Origin of the sequence: Flaviaestuariibacter flavus, assembly GCF_004337505.1 — a bacterium.
Classification (GTDB): domain Bacteria; phylum Bacteroidota; class Bacteroidia; order Chitinophagales; family Chitinophagaceae; genus Flavisolibacter; species Flavisolibacter flavus.
In genome coordinates this window covers 12,427-29,153 of the sequence record NZ_SJZI01000001.1, presented here as the reverse complement: position 1 = coordinate 29,153, position 16,727 = coordinate 12,427, and the positions used below count along the sequence as shown (strand labels likewise).

Below are 16,727 nucleotides of genomic sequence, written 5' to 3'. Positions count from 1 at the left end.
AAAGCCGGCTTGTCACAGCCGGCTTTCGAGTAATGATCTATGATCAAGCATGGTACGAAAACCCGCTGCAATTAGTAGCTGTAGCGGAACGGGTGAACCGTCTTGTCGTACACATGCACCTTGCCGTTGGTTGCGATATATCCGGCGGTGCGATCATCTGTGCGGTCGTTCACATTGATCGGTGCGTTCTGGTTGTTGATCAGCTTCAGGTTGATCTTGCCTTCGGGATCGAAGCCGGTGCCGGTAGCCTGGTTGAAGACAATGATGGATGCAGAAGCGGCATCGGGATTCGGTGTCGTCCTTGTTACTACCCATCCGAGCTTGGAATCATTCGGGTTAGCCGTTGCACCCGGCGCCAGCAGCGTCGGAACAGAAGTATTGTTGACACCCAGGTTATCGAAGGAGTATTCACCCTGCAGGATCAGGTAGGAGAAATAGTTCTTTACCAGCTGCTTCGGGTAATCGCTCCAGGTCAGTGCCGGACGGACAGAGTCGGCGGTCGGGTCGATCAAAGACTTGATATGGTTGCCCAGGGCATCTTTTACATAGATCGGGTAGTCGAAGAAGAAGCCACCGCTTACCTTGAGTGTGGCACCGCTGCCCGAAGTAGCGCGGATAGCGTTGTTGTGCAGAAAGATAAAGGTCCGGCCGGGGCGCTCGAACTCGGCGAGATCGATCTCGGCGTATTCAAGGCCCAGCTGCATCCATTTGAAAACGGAGTCGGAACCAGCGCCTGCTACGCCACGGGTAAGCAGAAAATCCTTCGCCGACATATTGATGGAGGGATCGAGCGTGGAAGGTTCGTATTTGTAGTCCTTCTGCAGCTTGTAGCAACCCGAAAGGGTAACAGCGGCGATCAGTATAGCAGAGAAGAAAGGAAGGAATGTCTTTTTCATGCGTAAGTTCTTAAGAGATGATTGGGGTCGCCTTATTCGGAGTAAGGCGGATTTTGCACGAGGAGGGGGTTTGCATTCAGCACGTTGCGGTGCAGGGGCCACACATAACGACGCTTGTCGGTTCCCCAGCCGATCTGGGTGGCGCCGGCAGCAAGCTGACGGTCCTTTAACAGTTGGTCCATTGCCTGGAGTACCTTATGGGTACGGGTCAGGTCAAACCAGCGCTTTCCTTCTGCAAACAGCTCCCAGCGACGCTCGTCAAGAATGGCATTCTCCATCTGGTCTTGCGTCGTGAGCTGTGCCGCTGTATATGCCGGCAGTGTTGCGCGCTGGTGCACCAGGTTGAGGTAACGTAATGCGTTGGCAGCGTCACCTGTTTTGTTGAGTGCCTCCGCATACAGCAGGAACATGTCGGACAAGCGGTACACCGGCACGTAAACAGGCTTATCGGTACCAACCACGGCATCCGACTGGGCACGTGTGAGGTAGGTGGATTTGGCGTTGGTATAACCGGAGGGACCGTACCACTTCAACACGCGGTCGAAGTTGTCGCTCTTGGCCGAGTCGATGCTTTGCTTGGCACGGATATCGAGGCCGGCGCGCAGCCAGGAGGAGGTTCCGGTGTAGAGTGATTTCTCCGTGCGCATGGGCGTATTGTTCACCGTGCTGGAAACACCCATCATACAGGGGCAGCCATTGGCGTTTACGTTCCAGTGAATGGTCCAGATAGTTTCGATATTGGCAGCCGGGTTGGTAAAGATCGACTTCCAGTCGGCAGTCGCAGCAATGTCGGCACTGGTGCCACCGGAGCCGGTAGTGGTGGTACCGGAAGCATTATAGGTGCGGCCGGTAGGGCCTTTCGCCTTGAACAGGTTCTTGAACCAGATTATGGCGTTGGGATAATCGGGCTGGATCGCCTCATCATGACTGCGCCACATGTATACGTCCGCCATCATCGCGGCGATAGCACCTTCGCCAATATACCAGGTGGTGGAAGTAGCTCCCTTTGCCGTAAGGTCGTAAGCCTGCTGCAGGTCGGCGATGATCTGGGCGCGCACTTCGGTTTTCGGAGCACGGGGGCGCGCAGCATTTTCGGTGAGACTCAGATAAGGAGTTGTCCAGATCGGTGCATCACCCCATACGCGCAGGATGTAGAAGTAGCACATCGCACGCATAGCGTAGCACTGGGCGAGGTAGCTTTTCAGCGTAGTTTCGGAGATACGCTCGCTGGCGCCCGCGTAATTATTGATCTCCGGGAACTTCGCGATGTTGAGGTTCGCACGTCCGATGACCGTGTAGAGCGGGCCCCAGTCGGCGAACGTGTTGTTCGGAGTGAGGCTGTTGAAATGGATCTCGTTTGAGTTGTTGTTCGGCGTGCTGTTCATCATATTGTCCGAACGTGCATCGCCCCAGTAGGTGATCCGGTTATTGAACTGCGATTCCCCGATCATGGTTGTCTGGAAAGCGCCGTACATACCAGCCATGGCCGCATCCGCATCGTATTTGTTGCGGAAGAACTGTTCGAGTGTGCCGTCGGAAAGCGGTTTCTCATCCACAAGCTTCTTGCAGGCACCGAGTGTCAGCAATAGCACAAAGCTGGTAAAAGCAAGTATTTTCTTCATTGCAATCGTTGTTTTAGAGTTGAATGTTTAAACCGAGGCCGAGTTCGCGGCGCTTCGGATAACGGCCGTTATCGTCACCGAGCTGAAGCGCGTTGCCGGAGCTGAACTCAGGATCGTAGCCGGAGTAGTTGGTCCAGGTGAGCAGGTTGATGCCATATACATACAGGCTGGCATTATTCAGGAAAGCCTTCTTGGCGGTTGCTGCCTTGAAGCGGTAGGTCAGGCGGGCGCTCGACAGGCGGATGAAGGAGCCATCTTCCAGGAAGTAGCTGTTGCCGCTGCCACGCTGGCTGCCGCGGGTATCCTTATCGGGGAAATAGGGATAAACGGCACCTTCCTGTCCCTGACGAACCCAGGCACCGTAAATAGCCTCGGGCAGGGCCGGTCCGTTGGAGGAGCTGTTGTTCGTAAGACCCTGCTTAAAGCTGTTGAACACCTTGCCGCCAATGGTGGCATTCACGATTACGTTGAGGCTCCACTGCTTGTAGGTGAACGTGTTGATCACACCCAGGTAAAAATCGGGCTGCGCGTTGCCGATGATATGACGGTCTTTATCGTCGATCACACCATCGTTGTTGAGGTCTTCCCACTCGGTATCGCCGCCCAGGAGCACAAGGCCATTGCCGCGTTTGCGGTAAATGCTGTCGGTGTAGGGCTTGCCGTTCAGCTCGTAACCCTGCACGGTAACAGTAGAATTACGGGGAGTCGATCCTTGCACGATCGTCAGTCCCACCGGGGTCAGCTTGTTTCCGTTCTGGTCGTATGCATTGTGTGCGTCTGTGGGATATACACCCAGGTTGGTCCAGCCATAGAAGTTACCCAGACGGCCACCTTCTTCAATATACCATTTGCCGGTGATGAAAGGCTGTCCGCCGCCCAGGCTCTTGATACGGCCACGCTCGAAAGCGATATTGCCATTCAGGTTCCAGGTGAAGTTGCGGGTAGCTACCGGGGTTGACATGAGCTGGAATTCAAGGCCGCGGGTTTCGATCGTACCGATGTTCACCTTCGTACCGCCGCTGTAGCCCACTTCAAAAGGCAGCGCTTTGTTGTAAAGCAGGTCATGGGTGGTCTTGACGTAGTAGTCTGCAGTCAGGCTGACGCGTCCTTTCAGGAAGGAAAGATCCAGCCCGAGGTTCTTCTGCTCGGTGGCTTCCCATCTCAGGTCGCGGTTGCCAAGGGTACCGCTGAGCGAGGCGCCGGCCACACCGTTGTAGCTGTTCGCACCCTGCGTCATGATCTGGAGGTAATCGTAGTTTCCTACGCGGTCGTTACCGAGCTGTCCCCAGCTTGCACGCAGCTTGCCATCGGTGAGGTAGTTGCCGGCCCAGTCCATGAAGCGCTCGGACGAAAAGCGCCAGGCCAGTGAGCCGGAGTAGAAGTTACCGACGCGGCTCTCATCTGCGAAACGCGAGGTGGCATCGCGGCGGAAGTTGCCCTGGACGATGTATTTGTCGCGGAAGCTGTAGATAAGGCGTCCGAAAGCGGAAGCTGTCGATACGGTTGCGGCGGTTGCGTTCTGCTTGGTAAGGTTGCTGATAAAGGCGCCCTTCACATAGTGTGCGGTCTCGATGACGAAGTCTTCTCCTTCCATGTGTAAGAGATCGTCTTTTTCGCGCTCTTTCGATACACCCAAAAGACCCACAATGCTGTGGCTGCCGAACTTCCTGTTGTAGTTCAGGTAGGACTGAAGCATCCAGTCAAAGCTCTTGTTCAGATCGTTGCGGCCGATATTCTCATTGCCGTTGTCATCCAGAAAACGGGGCATGAAATAGAAGCCCTGGAAGTTCGTCAGCTGGGCGTTGAACGCCGTAGTGAACTTAAGGTCTTTGTAGATCTGGAAGTCGATCTGGTGGTTCATCTGCGCCTTGAAGGTTTCACGGGTATTGTCTTCCATGAGCGCATTGGCAACCGGGTTACGCTTTGAGTTGAGGTAACTGGTCAGGCTGCCATCCGGGTTGTACACCCGTAGGTAAGAGGGACGGTCAAAAACGGGCTTTAGCGAATTGTTGATGCTGGTGAAGTTGCCGAAGGACCAATAGAAAGACAAGTTGGTGGTGTACTTGAATTTCGGCGAGGCCTGGAACTCCGTATTGATACGCGACTGGACCGACTTGTTCCAGGTATTGAGCGCAATACCCCGGTCGTTGATGAAGTTCATGCTCGCGTAGTAATTCAGGGTCTTCTGCGCACCGCTGATGCTCATCTTGATGTCATCGCGGTTGCCGGTATTGCCAAGAAGGAGGTCCTGGTAGTCGTTATCCGAGTTGAACGAAGGATTGAGCGAATCGGTAAAGGAGCCGCTTGTTCCGTTCAGGTTACCGTTCTGAATTTTGCGGTAGTAGCGCAGTTCGGAGGCATTTGCCGCCGGCAGCTTATGCGCCAGCCAGCCAAATACTTTGGAGTACTGCACGTCGAGACGGGCTTTTCCTTCCTTACCACGCTTGGTGGTGATCAGGATAACACCAGCTGCAGAACGGGCACCATAGATGGATGCGGAAGCCGCGTCCTTCAGGATTTCCACGCGCTCGATATCATTAGGATTGATGGCGGCTGCGTTGTCGGTGATCACCCCGTCAACAACATAGAGCGGGGAATTACCGTCCGCGCTGAAAGTATTGGCGCCACGGATCTGGATAGAGCCCTGTGCGCCCGGCTCGCCGTTGTCATTCATTACCAGTACGCCGGCAGCCTGTCCCTGTAATGCGTCAAACAGGTTGATCGGCTGGCGCTCCTGGATCTGCTTGTTGCTCACGGAAGCGATCGAGCCGCCGATATCGCGCTTGCGCACGGTCTGGCCGTAACCGATCACCACCACTTCGTCGAGGTTGTTGGGCTTTTCTGTCAGTGTCACATTCAGCAGGCGCCGGTCGCCGACAACCTGCTCCTTGTCAACCAGGCCAACGCCGGAGAAGACCAGTACAGAGTTCGTGGAAGGAACGGCAACGGAGAATGCACCCAGCGAGTCGGTGGTGCTGCCCCCATTGGAGCCTTTAACCGTCACAGAAATTCCGGGAAGGCGATTGCCCTTCGAATCACGAACCGTGCCCCCGACCTGGAGACTCTGGGCCGAAACAGACCCGGTTAGCAGTAAGAGGACAAAAAAGGCCAGCCAGCATTTAATGCGCTTTGCCGGCGCAAGGTTGACACGTAGTCTTTCCATATAGCAATCCGTATTTGAAATGATTAATGAAAGCAGTTAGTATGCAGACAGGGAGGTTAGCAAGTGTATGCAAGTAACATCCTAAAAACGGCGATGTGATTCCGGGAATTGTCAAAGTGTTAAGCTATTTTAACATTGCTGGAAACAACTGATGCGGACGCAAGGAATAAATAGCTTAATAAGTCCTGAAGTGCCCCGGCAAGGCTGCTTCGCGGCTACCTGATCTCGAATCGTTGCTTCTGCCGGATGTCGACCGAAGAACTTCCCACCTGCACTTCAAAGGTCCCGGGCTCCACCCGCCAGTTCATATCCTTATCCAGCAGGGCCAGGTCGTCGGGATGCAGCACGAAGCGCACCTGTTTTGTTTCACCCGGCTGAAGACGCACGCGTTCAAACCCACGCAATTGAAGCTCATAGGTCGTTACGCTGCTGACCAGGTCTTTCAGGTACAACTGCACCACTTCGTCGCCGGCACGCTTACCGGTATTGGCGACATCCACGAAAACCTCGATATCGGACTCGCTTCCGGGCGCTATTTGCCGCACCTTAAGATTGGAATAGCCGAAAGTGGTATAGCTAAGTCCATAGGCGAAGGGATATAAGGGGCCGTTCACATGGGTCTTTCCATAGCCGTTCGGGTCGGCACTGACCGACTGGCCGGCGTGCGATCCGGGTTTGTAAGGAAAATTGAGCTCGATCTGCCCCACTGTCTTGGGCCAGGTCATGGTGAGCTTGCCTCCGGGATTATAATCCCCGAAAAGCGCTTCTGCCACCGCCCTGCCGCCCGAAGGACCGGTAAATCCCGCCTGCAGGATGGCCGGTACAAACCGGTTCGCCCAGTTGATGGTGAGGGGTTGCCCGTTCACAAGTACCAGCACCACGGGCTTACCCGTAGCATAGAGCGCCTCGAGCAGCTGTTGCTGGCGGCCCGGCAGGTCGAGCGAGGTGCGGGAGAGGCTCTCCCCTACTGTTCGCTCGTCTTCACCCAGCACCGCGATGATCAGGTCGGCATCCTTGCCGGCAGCTACGGCACGGGCAATGCTATCCTGCTCGCCTTGAGAAAGCGGGGTTGGAATGATCTCCGTTTCGGGCCAGCCGGCATTGGTTACCGTGCAGCCCATTTCATAGGTGACCGATGTACCGCTTCCCGCCACCGAGCGCACGCCTTCCAGCACCGGGATAATGGGATTATTATTGGGACCATAGCGGCTTACGGAGTAGCTGGCGTCGTTGGCCAGCGGCCCCGTTACCAGGATGCGGCGGTAGCGTGCTTTATCCAGCGGAAGCAGTCCATCCGCGTTTTTCAGGAGCACCAGGGATTCGCGGTTCAACCGGGCCTCGAGCGAATCGCCGGCGGCGCCGTGTACCGTGCGGTCGGCTTCTTTCGGATCGGCAACATAAGGCCGGTCAAAGAGCCCCAGCTGGAATTTCACACGGAGCACCTCGCCTACCCGCTCGTCGAGGCGGGCCATGGAAAGGCGGCCTTCACGCACCAGCTCGCGCAGGGGCTCTATGAATACCTGCGGCATCCGGAAATTGGTGTACACGTTCAACCCTGCTTCCACGGCCTGGCGGATGCCATCCTTGAAGTCTGCCGCAACATGATGCTTTTCATGCAGGAACTCCACGGCGCGGCTGTCGGAAACCACGTAGCCGTTAAAGCCGTATTGCTTCCGCAGGAGCTCTGTCAGAAAATAGGGACTTCCGGTTACGGGCATGCCGTCCCAGTCATTGTAGCTGCTCATCACGCCCAGGGGCTTTGCCTCCCAGATTACGCGGCGAAACGGGTACAGGTACAACTGGTGCAGCTCGCGGGGCGCCACGTGCGGGTCGGTGCGCGCCTGGCCGTCGCGCCCGCCTTTGGGCACGCTGTATACTGCAAAGTGCTTCAGCGTGGAGGCAACACCCTGGCTCTGGATGCCCAGGCACATTTGCTTGCCGAGTTCGGCAATGAGAAAGGGATCTTCGCCATAGCATTCCACTACGCGTCCCCAGCGCTGATCGCGCGCCGCATCCAGGATCGGTGCATAGATGTTGGTATAACCCAGGGCGCGGGCTTCGCGGCCCACGGTTTCGCCGGCCTGGCGTACCAGGGCGCGGTTCCAGGTAGCACCAATGGAGATCGGCGCAGGTAATGGTGTTGCTTTTTCATGGGTAAGGCCATGAATGCCTTCATTGGTAAAGTCAACGGGAATGCCGAGGCGCGTTTCCTCCACAAACCAGCGCTGCACCGTATTGATCGCCTCCCCGTGCTTCCGGAACGGGTAGGAATGGGCGGTCTTTTCTTTCTGGCTGCTCAGGTGCTCGTCGATATTGGCGATGCCGTCCTTCCAGATCTCGTTCTTCCAGGCGGGTGTCGGCAGTTCGTCCTTCAGCACGCGCCCGTATCCGTAAAGCGTGGCCAGCTGGCAGGTCTTTTCCTCCAGCGTCATTTGTGCCAGCAGGTCTGCGACACGACGGTCGATGGGCTGTGCCGGGTCTTCATACACGTCACGGGTGCCGTTTTTATTGAAGTCAATCCACCCCTTCCGGTAAATGTCTTTCTGGGCCATGGCGGCCATTGTCATCAAAGAAAAGGGAACAGCGAGCAGTAGTCTTTTTCGCATAGCAAGGGCATTTGTAACAAGGGAAGCCCGGAACCGCCCGGGCATATCTGTTTTAGTCAGCCAGGCTCCGGAGAATACCGAGCTCCAGGCCGCGCAGCTCCGCGAGTCCGCGCAGGCGGCCGATGGCCGAGTAACCCGGGTTGGTTTTTTTCCGGAGGTCATCGAGCATCTGGTGGCCGTGGTCGGGACGCATCGGGATAGCGGTGCTTCGGTCCTGCATGATTTCCGTAATCGCCTTTACAACCGCGTACATATCCACATCGCCTTCGAGGTGGTTGTCTTCAAAAAAGTCACCGTTCTCGTTTCTGCGCGTGCTGCGCAGGTGCAGGAAATGAATGCGGTCGGCAAAGCGGCGCACCATAGCCGGCAGGTCGTTGTCGGCACGCACGCCAAAAGAGCCGGTGCAAAAGCAAAGTCCGTTCGCCGGCGAGGGTACCGCTTCGAAAAGGGCGGCAATATCATCGGCGGTGCTCACCACGCGGGGCAATCCGAAAATGGGATAAGGCGGGTCGTCGGGATGGATCACCAGCTTTACGCCGCAGGCTTCGGCCACCGGTGCCACCTCACCCAGGAAAAGAATCAGGTGCCGGCGCAGCGCTTCCGCATCGATGCCGTCGTAGGTGTCCAGCGCCTGCTGAAACTGTTGCAGGGTGAAGCTTTCTTCGCTGCCCGGCAGTCCGGCGATTATGTTGCGCTGCAACAGGCTGCATTCTTCTTCGCTCATAGCGTCCAGGCGCTTCCGGGCACGGGCTTTTTCAGCCTCGCTGTATTCCGCAGCCGCGCCTTTGCGTTGCAACAGCAAGGCGTCGAAGGCCACGAAGGCATCGCGCTCGAAGCGCAGTGCCCGGGAACCGTCGGCAACCGAATAAGACAGGTCGGTGCGGGTCCAGTCGAGCACCGGCATAAAGTTGTAGGTGATGATGCGCACGCCGCAGGCTGCGAGGTTGCGGATGCTCTCCTTGTAATTTTCGATATAGGTGGCAAAGTCACCCGAACGGGTCTTGATGGCCTCGTGCACGGGTACGCTCTCTACCACGGGCCACGTAAGCCCGGCGTCCCCGATCATTTGGAGGCGGGTGCGGATCTCCTCCACGCTCCATGCGGTTCCGTTCGGGATATGGTGCAGCGCGGTTACCACGCCGCTGCAGCCGGCCTGCCGGATATCCTGAAGGCTTACCGGATCATTGGGTCCAAACCAACGCATGGTTTGTTGCATCTGAAAGAAAGTTTTCATAATCCTGGGGCGGTTTAGAAGCTAAAGCGAGCGGTCCGGCTTTCGGGTATTTTCCTAAAGCCACCCGCAGCAGCGCGATGGTGTTCAACATGAGACACGGCGGGAAGTTTCTGGTGTCGCCCGCTATCCGGCCACACCTGCTCTTTGCTTCACCCGGGTAAATTGCTTTTTTTTTCTTCCCGTAGCTTCCGCCTGCGCAATTATTTTTACGGAATCGTTCCCGAAACCGTTTTCGAACCAACAGGCAGTATCAAATGGACCCGATCAATATCCGACAGCTGGCAGAAAGACTCAACCTGTCTGTTTCTACCGTATCCAAAGCCTTCCGAAACAGCTCGGAAATCAATTCCGCAACCCGGGAGCGCGTACTGGCCATGGCCCGGGAGCTCAACTACCAGCCCAATCCGGCCGCGGCCTCCCTGCGCACCCAACGAAGCAAGACCCTGGCGGTGATCATTCCTGCCATTGACAATACGTTCTTTGTCCAGGCGTTGAAAGGCATTGAAACGGTAGCGCGCGAGAAGGGCTTTCATGTGCTCATTTATCTCAGCTACGACGATCATGAAAATGAAGTGCTGCTGACGCAAAGTCTTCAGCGGGGCCGTATCGATGGCGTGTTGCTATCAATTGCCGACGGCGGCAAGGACCTGGGTCACCTCGCCGAGCTCGGGGCGAAAGGGATACCCGTGGTTTACTTTGACCGGGTTTATGAAAACGAGGAATACTTCCAGGTTACGAGCGACGACCACCAGAGCGGGTTTGCGGCTACGGAACATCTTATCGGACTTGGCTGCTGCAGGATCGCCCACCTGACGTCCGACCGGACGCTTTCCATTGCTACCCGGCGCCGGCAGGGCTATCTGGATGCATTAAAGAAGCAGGGCATTGAACCCGACGCGGCACTGCAACTGGCTTGTTCGAATGACCCGGAACAGAGCTACCAGGCAATCCGCGCCCTTTTGGAAAAGGAAAAGCCGGATGCGGTATTTTCTTCTTTCGAAAAACTGGCCCTGCTCTGCTACCAGGCCTGCCACGACTTGTCGCTCGCCATACCGGAAGCCATTAAGATTATCAGTTTCTCCAACCTCGAGATTGCGCCGCTGCTTCGCCCGTCCTTAAGCACCGTCCGGCAGGCAGCTTCCGAGATAGGGGCCGCCGCCACATCGATCCTGATTGCGCAGATCGAACAAAAGCCCCTCCCCGCTTCCCGGCAGGTGACATTTGCCGCAAGCCTGCAGATACATGCTTCAACCGTCGCGCCGGGTTGATATCATACTTGCTCGGGAATTGTAACCCAATCCCGGGACCGGATACCTCCTATGAACGGAGGTTCCGGGCATAAAAAAACCGGGCAGATCTTCAAAAATGAAGTCTGCCCGGTGATGTGGAGGTGACCGGAATCGAACCGGTGTCCAAACAGGACATTCAAAAGCTTTCTACATGCTTATTCCTCGGATTAATTGTCGGGATCGTGCAGGACCAGGACAAACCAACACGTTCCTTAGCTGGATGATCTTAAGCGACCGGCACAGCCTGTGGTCGCAGCATTCCTTCTTCTTTTTAAGTCGGCGGCGGCGATTGGTGAAGGACTAACCCCCGCGGCGGCCCGAATGACTAACTAATCACTGATTAGGCAGCCATGGCATACTGAGTATTGCCATTTGTGTTTTGAGTATTCAGATTAACGGGCTAATTACCCAACGCCCGGCATGCTTACACCTTCAAAGATCTCTGCTGTCAAAACCAAACACCCCCGGTTTGGTCGCTTTTGAAAGCGTTGTAAAAGTACGAAAAAGGGTCTTAATACCTTGTAAAAGGTTCTGAGGTTATGGGTTCTGAGGTTCTGAGCTTAGCAGCTCAACCAACGCTAAAAACAAAAACCATAAAACCCTTGCATTAGAAAATGTTCTTCACGATCCGCCAGATATCGAGGCCGAGTGCATAGGCCATCAGCGCCAGCAGCAGCACCATACCCACCATCTGCGCGTACTCCATGAACTTGTCGCCGGGTTTGCGGCCGGTGATCATTTCGTAGATCGTAAAGAGCGCATGGCCGCCATCGAGGGCCGGGATAGGCAGCACGTTCATAAAGGCGAGGATGATCGAGAAGATAGCGGTCAGCGTCCAGAAGCTCTGCCAGTCCCACTGGCTGGGAAAGATGCTGGCAAAGGAAAACACAGAACCCACCGACTCATTGGGATTGGCCTTGCCGGTGAAGAGTTGCTTGAGACCGGTGGTATACATACGCAGCGTGTTCCAGCAGCGCTTGATGCCGGCGGGTACGGCTTCGCCAAACGAGTAGGCGCGGGTTTCGCTCCTGAAGCCGATCTCTTTCAGCGGTGCGAGCGCCAGGCCGATGGTCCCGTCTTTGGTCACGGCCACCGGGATGCTGAGTACCTGGCCCTTCCGGTCTACCCGTACTTGTACGGTTTTGTTCCTGCGATCGCGCAGGGCACGCTGAAAGTCCTGGAAAAACGGTGTCGACACCGAGTCCACGCCAACGAGCTTATCGCCCTTCTGCAGGCCGGCTTCTTTGGCATTGGACTTCTTACCGAAATCGCCCACCACGCCGGGTACGCGCAGCGACGCGAAGTTGGCGCCCTTGCTCGAGTTGAGCGCGCGCACCATGCCTTCAGGCACCGGCAGCTCCTGCTCCGCGCCGTTGCGGAGCACGGTAATATGTTTTGCTTCCAACGTGATGATCTGCGGCGTTACGCGCAGCTCGTCCTTCACCGGAACACCATTTACTTTGGTAACGACGTCCCCATCGACAAGTCCCATGGAGCGTCCGAGGCTGTCGGCCGTAAGACCGTAGATCGCGTTCTGCGGCGGCAGGTATTCCTCGCCCCACTTCCAGGTGATGCCGATGAAAATGACGATGGCCAGGAGCACGTTGACCGTAACTCCGCCCAGCATGATGATCAGCCGCTGCCAGGCCGGCTTGCTGCGAAACTCCCAGTTTTGCGCCGGCAGCTTCATCTGCTCCTTGTCCATGCTCTCGTCAATCATTCCGGCGATCTTCACATAGCCGCCGAAAGGAATCCAGCCGAGGCCGTATTCGGTTTCACCCACCTGCTTTTTGAAAATCGAAAAACCCGGGTTGAAAAAGAGGTAAAACTTTTCTACCCGGCAACCGAACCACTTGGCCGGCAGGAAATGTCCCAGTTCGTGCAGCACCACCAGGATGGAAAAAGAGAGAATCAACTGGGCGGCCTTAATGCCCACCACGGCCCAGTCTATTGCGAGTAAATGCATCATGCGCGTTTGGTCAATAGGGACAAATATCCTGTAAAAAGGTTACGGAAGCGCACCGCGGGTGGAATTAGGGAAAGATTAAGGAGGAGCCGGGGAAAGAAAGAACGCAGATTTTTATGATCGTTTATGATGCGCGCGGATATTAGCAGCGACATCCGCGTAAATCATAACCAATCTGCGTATCCCGCCTGCGGGATTAGCGTTCTTTCTCTATACGCTCTTACAGTTTGGCAAACTCGCTTGCATACAGGCGCGCCTCGCCGTCGGCCTCGTAATATTCCTCAATGGACGGCTTTTCGATCCACGATACCTTCTGCATCGTTTGCTCGATCACATCGGTCATTTCCAGGAAGCCGAGGCGGTTTTTCAGGAAGGCCCAGACCGCGATCTCGTTGGCCGCATTGAGCACGCAGGGCAGGTTGCCGCCCTTCTTCAGGGCCTCGATGGCGAGGGTGAGGTTGCGGAAGGTGCGGTAATCGGGCTCGTCGAAATTGAGCGTATTGAACTTTTTAAAGTCGCAGCGCGGCCAGTTGTTGGAGAGCCGGTTGGGAAATGCCAGCGCGTACTGGATCGGCAGCTTCATATCGGGAAGCCCCATCTGCGCCTTGATGGAGCCGTCCTCGAACTGCACCATCGAATGCACCACGCTCTGCGGGTGGATCAGCACCTGGATCTGGTCGGGGCGCAGGTTGAACAGCCATTTTGCCTCGATCATCTCAAGGCCTTTATTCATCAGCGTGGCCGAGTCAACGGAGATCTTGGCGCCCATGTTCCAGTTGGGATGCTGCAGGGCGTGCTCGCGCTTGACGTTGACCAGGTAATTCGTTTTGCGGCCGAGGAAGGGGCCGCCCGATGCGGTGAGGATCACCTTTTCGATGGGGTTGCGCTGCTCGCCCACGAGGCACTGGAAGATCGCCGAATGCTCCGAGTCTACCGGGATCACCGGAACGCGCTTTTCGAGGGCGGTCTGCATCACAATGTCGCCGGCTACAACGAGCGTTTCTTTATTGGCCAGCGCAATGGCCTTACCGTGCTGAATGGCGGTGAGCGTGGGCTTGAGGCCGGCATAGCCCACGATGGCCGCCAGCATCAGGTCGTAAACGTCCATCGCCGCCACTTCGGCAAGTGCCTGATCGCCGGCAAACACCTTGATATCGGTGTCGGCAAGGGCATCGCGCACCTTGGTAAACTTTGCGTCGTCGCCGATCACAACAATGTTGGGCCGGTAAGCGCGCGCCTGCTGTACCAGCAGCGTGTCGTTATTGTTGGCGGTGAGCACTTCCACGGAGAGAAGATCAGGATGGGCCGCGATGACCTCGAGGGCCTGCGTGCCGATCGATCCCGTGGAACCGAATATAGCAATGCGTTTAACTGGTGGCGTGTTCATAATGGACGGTGGTAATCAAAAGTAGGGAGAATAGTTAATTGGATAATTGGTCTGTCGGTTAATTGGTATCGCGATTTGCGAAAAGCCATTACTGTCTCGCCAGGCTTTATCACGAAGGGGACTCCTACCGATTAACTAATTAACTGCTTAACTAATCAACGGCCGCAGGCCTACTCCGCTTTCCACTTAACAAGTTCGTCGGCGATCCGCCGGTCGTTGCTGAGACGGGGCACTTTGTTTTGCCCGCCCAGCTTGCCGATCGACTTCATGTAATCGATAAATCCATTCTTGCGCACGGGCGTGATCCGCAGCGGAAGCAGGATATTGCCGCGCATCAGGTCGTCGTAGTAGATATTCTTCTGGCGCAGGTTGTCGTTCACCTTTGCCGCAAAGCCTTCCATGTCGGCGGGTGCCTGCTCGAATTCCACGAACCACTCGTGGTAGCTGTAGCCTTTGCCCTGCTGCACCATGGGTGCAACGGTAAATTCGGTGATGGCGATCCCGCTTTCTGCCGCCGCCTTCAGCAAAGACTGTTCCACTTCTTCGCCGATGACGTGCTCGCCGAAGGCGGAAATGAAATGCTTGGTGCGGCCGGTCACCACGATGCGGTAGGGATCGGTGCTGACAAACTTCACGGTATCGCCGATATTATAGCCCCACAAGCCCGCATTGTTATTGATAATGAGCGCGTAGTTGACGCCCACCTCCACCTCGCGGAGCGAAAGCCTTGTTGGCTTTTCGTTAAAGATCTCGCCGGCCGGAACAAACTCGAAAAAGATCCCGCTGTTGGTGTTGAGCAGCAGCCCTTCCTCGGTTTGCGTATCCTGGAAGGCGAAGAACCCTTCCGAGGCGGGAAAGGTTTCGATGGTATGCATCGGCCCGCCGATGCTTTCGAGCAGGCGGCCTTTATAGGGCTCGAAGTTGACACCGCCGTGCACCAGCACCGAGAAATTCGGGAACAGCTCCCGGATCTTCTTGCCGCTCCGCTCCTGCAGCCGGTCAAAATACATCTGCACCCAGGGCGGGATGCCCGAGATGAGGGTCATATCCTGGTTGATCGTCTCCTTCACGATGGCTTCCAGCTTTGTTTCCCAGTCTTCGATGCAATTGGTCTCGTAGCTCGGCAGCTGGTTGCGCCGCAAGTATTGCGGCACGTGGTGGTTTACGATCCCGGAGAGGCGCCCGGTAGGAATCCCCCCTACCCGCTCCAGTTCGGGCGACCCCGAAAGAAAGATGAGTTTGCCATCGGCGAAGGCGGTGTTGCCGGTTTCGGCCATATACATCAGCAGGGCATTGCGCGCCGTATTGATGTGATTGGGGATCGATTCGCGGGTGATAGGTATGTATTTGACACCGGAGGTGGTGCCGGAGGTTTTGGCGAAATAGATGGGCTGGCCTTTCCAGAGCACGTTGTGCTTACCCGACTTGATCTTTTCGATCCAGGGGCGGAAAGCCTCGTAGTCGCGCACGGGCACCGCCTCGCGGTAGGCAGCATAGTCGGTAATGGCATCCAGGCGGTGCTCCTTTCCGAAATCGGTGGACTTGCCGGTCTTCACGAGGCTGCGGAGCACCGCGTCCTGGTCGGCAAGGGCCGATCGGGCGGACTTACGGGTCTGGTTATATATATAAGAAGCAAAAGGCCTGGCGAGCAATGATTTCAGCTTCATGGGAGCATATTTGGGCTGCCTTCGTTCGGAGGGCGGGTCCGCCTGAACCGGAGCACGGGCGGGATTCAAAGGCTGGCTACGCCGGCAAATATAGACCCCTTCTGAAGGGATTCCGTGTGGCGTTCAGGTCAAAATTGAAAAGTAAAACGTCAAAAAAGGCTCAAAATGGACGAAATTCGCGCCCCGGGTGCGTTTATTTTGACTTTTGCCATTTCAATTTGCACTTAATTCCCTACCTTTGCACTCCTAATTTTAGAACCGTTATGTTCGCAATTGTATCAATAGCCGGAAAGCAATTCAAGGTTGAGAAAGACCAGACTCTGTACGTGCCCCATATCGGAGGCAATACCGGCGATAAAGTAGAATTCGGCGATGTGATCATGGCCGACAACAACGGCAACCTGTCGTTCGCCAAGTCGGTAACCGTGAAAGTGCAGGCCGAGATCATCGACCATGTGAAGGGTGAGAAAGTAATCGCCTATAAGCAAAAGCGTCGTAAAGGCTTCCGCAAGAAGAAGGGTCACCGCACCCAGTACACCAAGATCCGCATCGCCGACATCGCGTAAGCATTATTGGTGTAACAAGTCACAAATCAGAAATTCTCAAATCTCAAATCCTTTAGATCATGGCACATAAGAAAGGTGAAGGTTCCGTAAAGAACGGCCGCGACTCTCAAAGCAAGCGCCTCGGCGTAAAGATCTTCGGTGGCCAGCCCGCCGTTGCCGGTAACATCCTCGTGCGTCAGCGCGGTACCGTTTATCATCCTGGTAAGAACGTAGGCGTTGGTAAAGACTGGACGCTCTTCGCACTCACCGACGGTGTTGTTGAATTCCGCAAAGGAAAGAACGACCGCACGCAGGTATCCGTAGTAGGTGTTGAAGCATAAGCGTTAGTGTG

Annotated in this window: 11 protein-coding genes and 1 other RNA gene; 3 read left to right on the top strand and 9 right to left on the bottom strand. The window is 55.9% G+C overall.

Annotated elements, in window-relative coordinates:
• Positions 1-71: 71 nt before the first annotated feature.
• From EPD60_RS00125 to uxuA, 5 genes are all read right to left on the bottom strand, one after another.
• Positions 72-896 (bottom strand): hypothetical protein, encoded by an 825-nt coding sequence (locus EPD60_RS00125; protein ID WP_131445418.1) that lies wholly within the window; start codon positions 894-896, stop codon positions 72-74.
• A gap of 32 nt (positions 897-928) precedes the next feature.
• Positions 929-2,518, bottom strand: coding sequence for a RagB/SusD family nutrient uptake outer membrane protein (locus EPD60_RS00120; RefSeq protein ID WP_131445415.1), 1,590 nt, complete (start codon positions 2,516-2,518; stop codon positions 929-931).
• A 13-nt stretch (positions 2,519-2,531) separates the two neighbouring features.
• Positions 2,532-5,681, bottom strand: a complete 3,150-nt coding sequence (locus EPD60_RS00115; protein ID WP_131445412.1) for a SusC/RagA family TonB-linked outer membrane protein — start codon at positions 5,679-5,681, stop codon at positions 2,532-2,534.
• Positions 5,682-5,896: 215 nt separating this feature from the next.
• Positions 5,897-8,287: a glycoside hydrolase family 3 N-terminal domain-containing protein gene (locus EPD60_RS00110; RefSeq protein WP_131445409.1), complete on the bottom strand. Its 2,391-nt coding sequence runs from the start codon at positions 8,285-8,287 to the stop codon at positions 5,897-5,899.
• Positions 8,288-8,339: 52 nt separating this feature from the next.
• Positions 8,340-9,521, bottom strand: a complete 1,182-nt coding sequence (gene uxuA, locus EPD60_RS00105) for a mannonate dehydratase (protein ID WP_243647727.1) — start codon at positions 9,519-9,521, stop codon at positions 8,340-8,342.
• A 254-nt stretch (positions 9,522-9,775) separates the two neighbouring features.
• On the opposite strand from uxuA, the gene EPD60_RS00100 reads away from it, so the two are divergent.
• A complete protein-coding gene (locus tag EPD60_RS00100; protein ID WP_131445406.1) occupies positions 9,776-10,789 on the top strand; it encodes a LacI family DNA-binding transcriptional regulator in 1,014 nt (337 codons plus the stop codon).
• Between the two features lie 114 nt (positions 10,790-10,903).
• On the opposite strand, the gene ssrA is transcribed toward EPD60_RS00100, so the two are convergent.
• From ssrA to EPD60_RS00080, 4 genes are all read right to left on the bottom strand, one after another.
• Positions 10,904-11,276: a transfer-messenger RNA gene (ssrA, locus tag EPD60_RS00095) on the bottom strand.
• Positions 11,277-11,417: 141 nt separating this feature from the next.
• A complete protein-coding gene (rseP, locus tag EPD60_RS00090) occupies positions 11,418-12,779 on the bottom strand; it encodes an RIP metalloprotease RseP (RefSeq protein ID WP_243647726.1) in 1,362 nt (453 codons plus the stop codon).
• A gap of 217 nt (positions 12,780-12,996) precedes the next feature.
• Positions 12,997-14,163: a 1-deoxy-D-xylulose-5-phosphate reductoisomerase gene (locus EPD60_RS00085; protein ID WP_131445404.1), complete on the bottom strand. Its 1,167-nt coding sequence runs from the start codon at positions 14,161-14,163 to the stop codon at positions 12,997-12,999.
• A gap of 170 nt (positions 14,164-14,333) precedes the next feature.
• Complete coding sequence (locus tag EPD60_RS00080; protein ID WP_131445401.1) at positions 14,334-15,830, bottom strand: GH3 auxin-responsive promoter family protein; 1,497 nt, start codon at positions 15,828-15,830, stop codon at positions 14,334-14,336.
• A gap of 263 nt (positions 15,831-16,093) precedes the next feature.
• On the opposite strand from EPD60_RS00080, the gene rplU reads away from it, so the two are divergent.
• Both rplU and rpmA read left to right on the top strand, forming a co-directional pair.
• The gene (gene rplU / locus EPD60_RS00075) at positions 16,094-16,396 is read left to right on the top strand and encodes a 50S ribosomal protein L21 (RefSeq protein ID WP_131445398.1); all 303 of its coding nucleotides are present in this window, start codon (positions 16,094-16,096) and stop codon (positions 16,394-16,396) included.
• Positions 16,397-16,455: 59 nt separating this feature from the next.
• Positions 16,456-16,716: a 50S ribosomal protein L27 gene (gene rpmA, locus EPD60_RS00070; RefSeq protein ID WP_131445395.1), complete on the top strand. Its 261-nt coding sequence runs from the start codon at positions 16,456-16,458 to the stop codon at positions 16,714-16,716.
• Positions 16,717-16,727: the final 11 nt, after the last annotated feature.

Bases quoted from the DNA above. Each gene is read 5' to 3' on its own strand.
- EPD60_RS00085 (WP_131445404.1), bottom strand. From the start codon at position 14,163: ATGAACACGCCACCAGTTAAACGCATTGCTATATTCGGTTCCACGGGA.
- EPD60_RS00080 (WP_131445401.1), bottom strand. From the start codon at position 15,830: ATGAAGCTGAAATCATTGCTCGCCAGGCCTTTTGCTTCTTATATATAT.
- EPD60_RS00115 (WP_131445412.1), bottom strand. From the start codon at position 5,681: ATGGAAAGACTACGTGTCAACCTTGCGCCGGCAAAGCGCATTAAATGC.
- EPD60_RS00110 (WP_131445409.1), bottom strand. From the start codon at position 8,287: ATGCGAAAAAGACTACTGCTCGCTGTTCCCTTTTCTTTGATGACAATG.
- EPD60_RS00120 (WP_131445415.1), bottom strand. From the start codon at position 2,518: ATGAAGAAAATACTTGCTTTTACCAGCTTTGTGCTATTGCTGACACTC.
- EPD60_RS00125 (WP_131445418.1), bottom strand. From the start codon at position 896: ATGAAAAAGACATTCCTTCCTTTCTTCTCTGCTATACTGATCGCCGCT.
- rpmA (WP_131445395.1), top strand. From the start codon at position 16,456: ATGGCACATAAGAAAGGTGAAGGTTCCGTAAAGAACGGCCGCGACTCT.
- rseP (WP_243647726.1), bottom strand. From the start codon at position 12,779: ATGATGCATTTACTCGCAATAGACTGGGCCGTGGTGGGCATTAAGGCC.
- rplU (WP_131445398.1), top strand. From the start codon at position 16,094: ATGTTCGCAATTGTATCAATAGCCGGAAAGCAATTCAAGGTTGAGAAA.
- uxuA (WP_243647727.1), bottom strand. From the start codon at position 9,521: ATGAAAACTTTCTTTCAGATGCAACAAACCATGCGTTGGTTTGGACCC.
- EPD60_RS00100 (WP_131445406.1), top strand. From the start codon at position 9,776: ATGGACCCGATCAATATCCGACAGCTGGCAGAAAGACTCAACCTGTCT.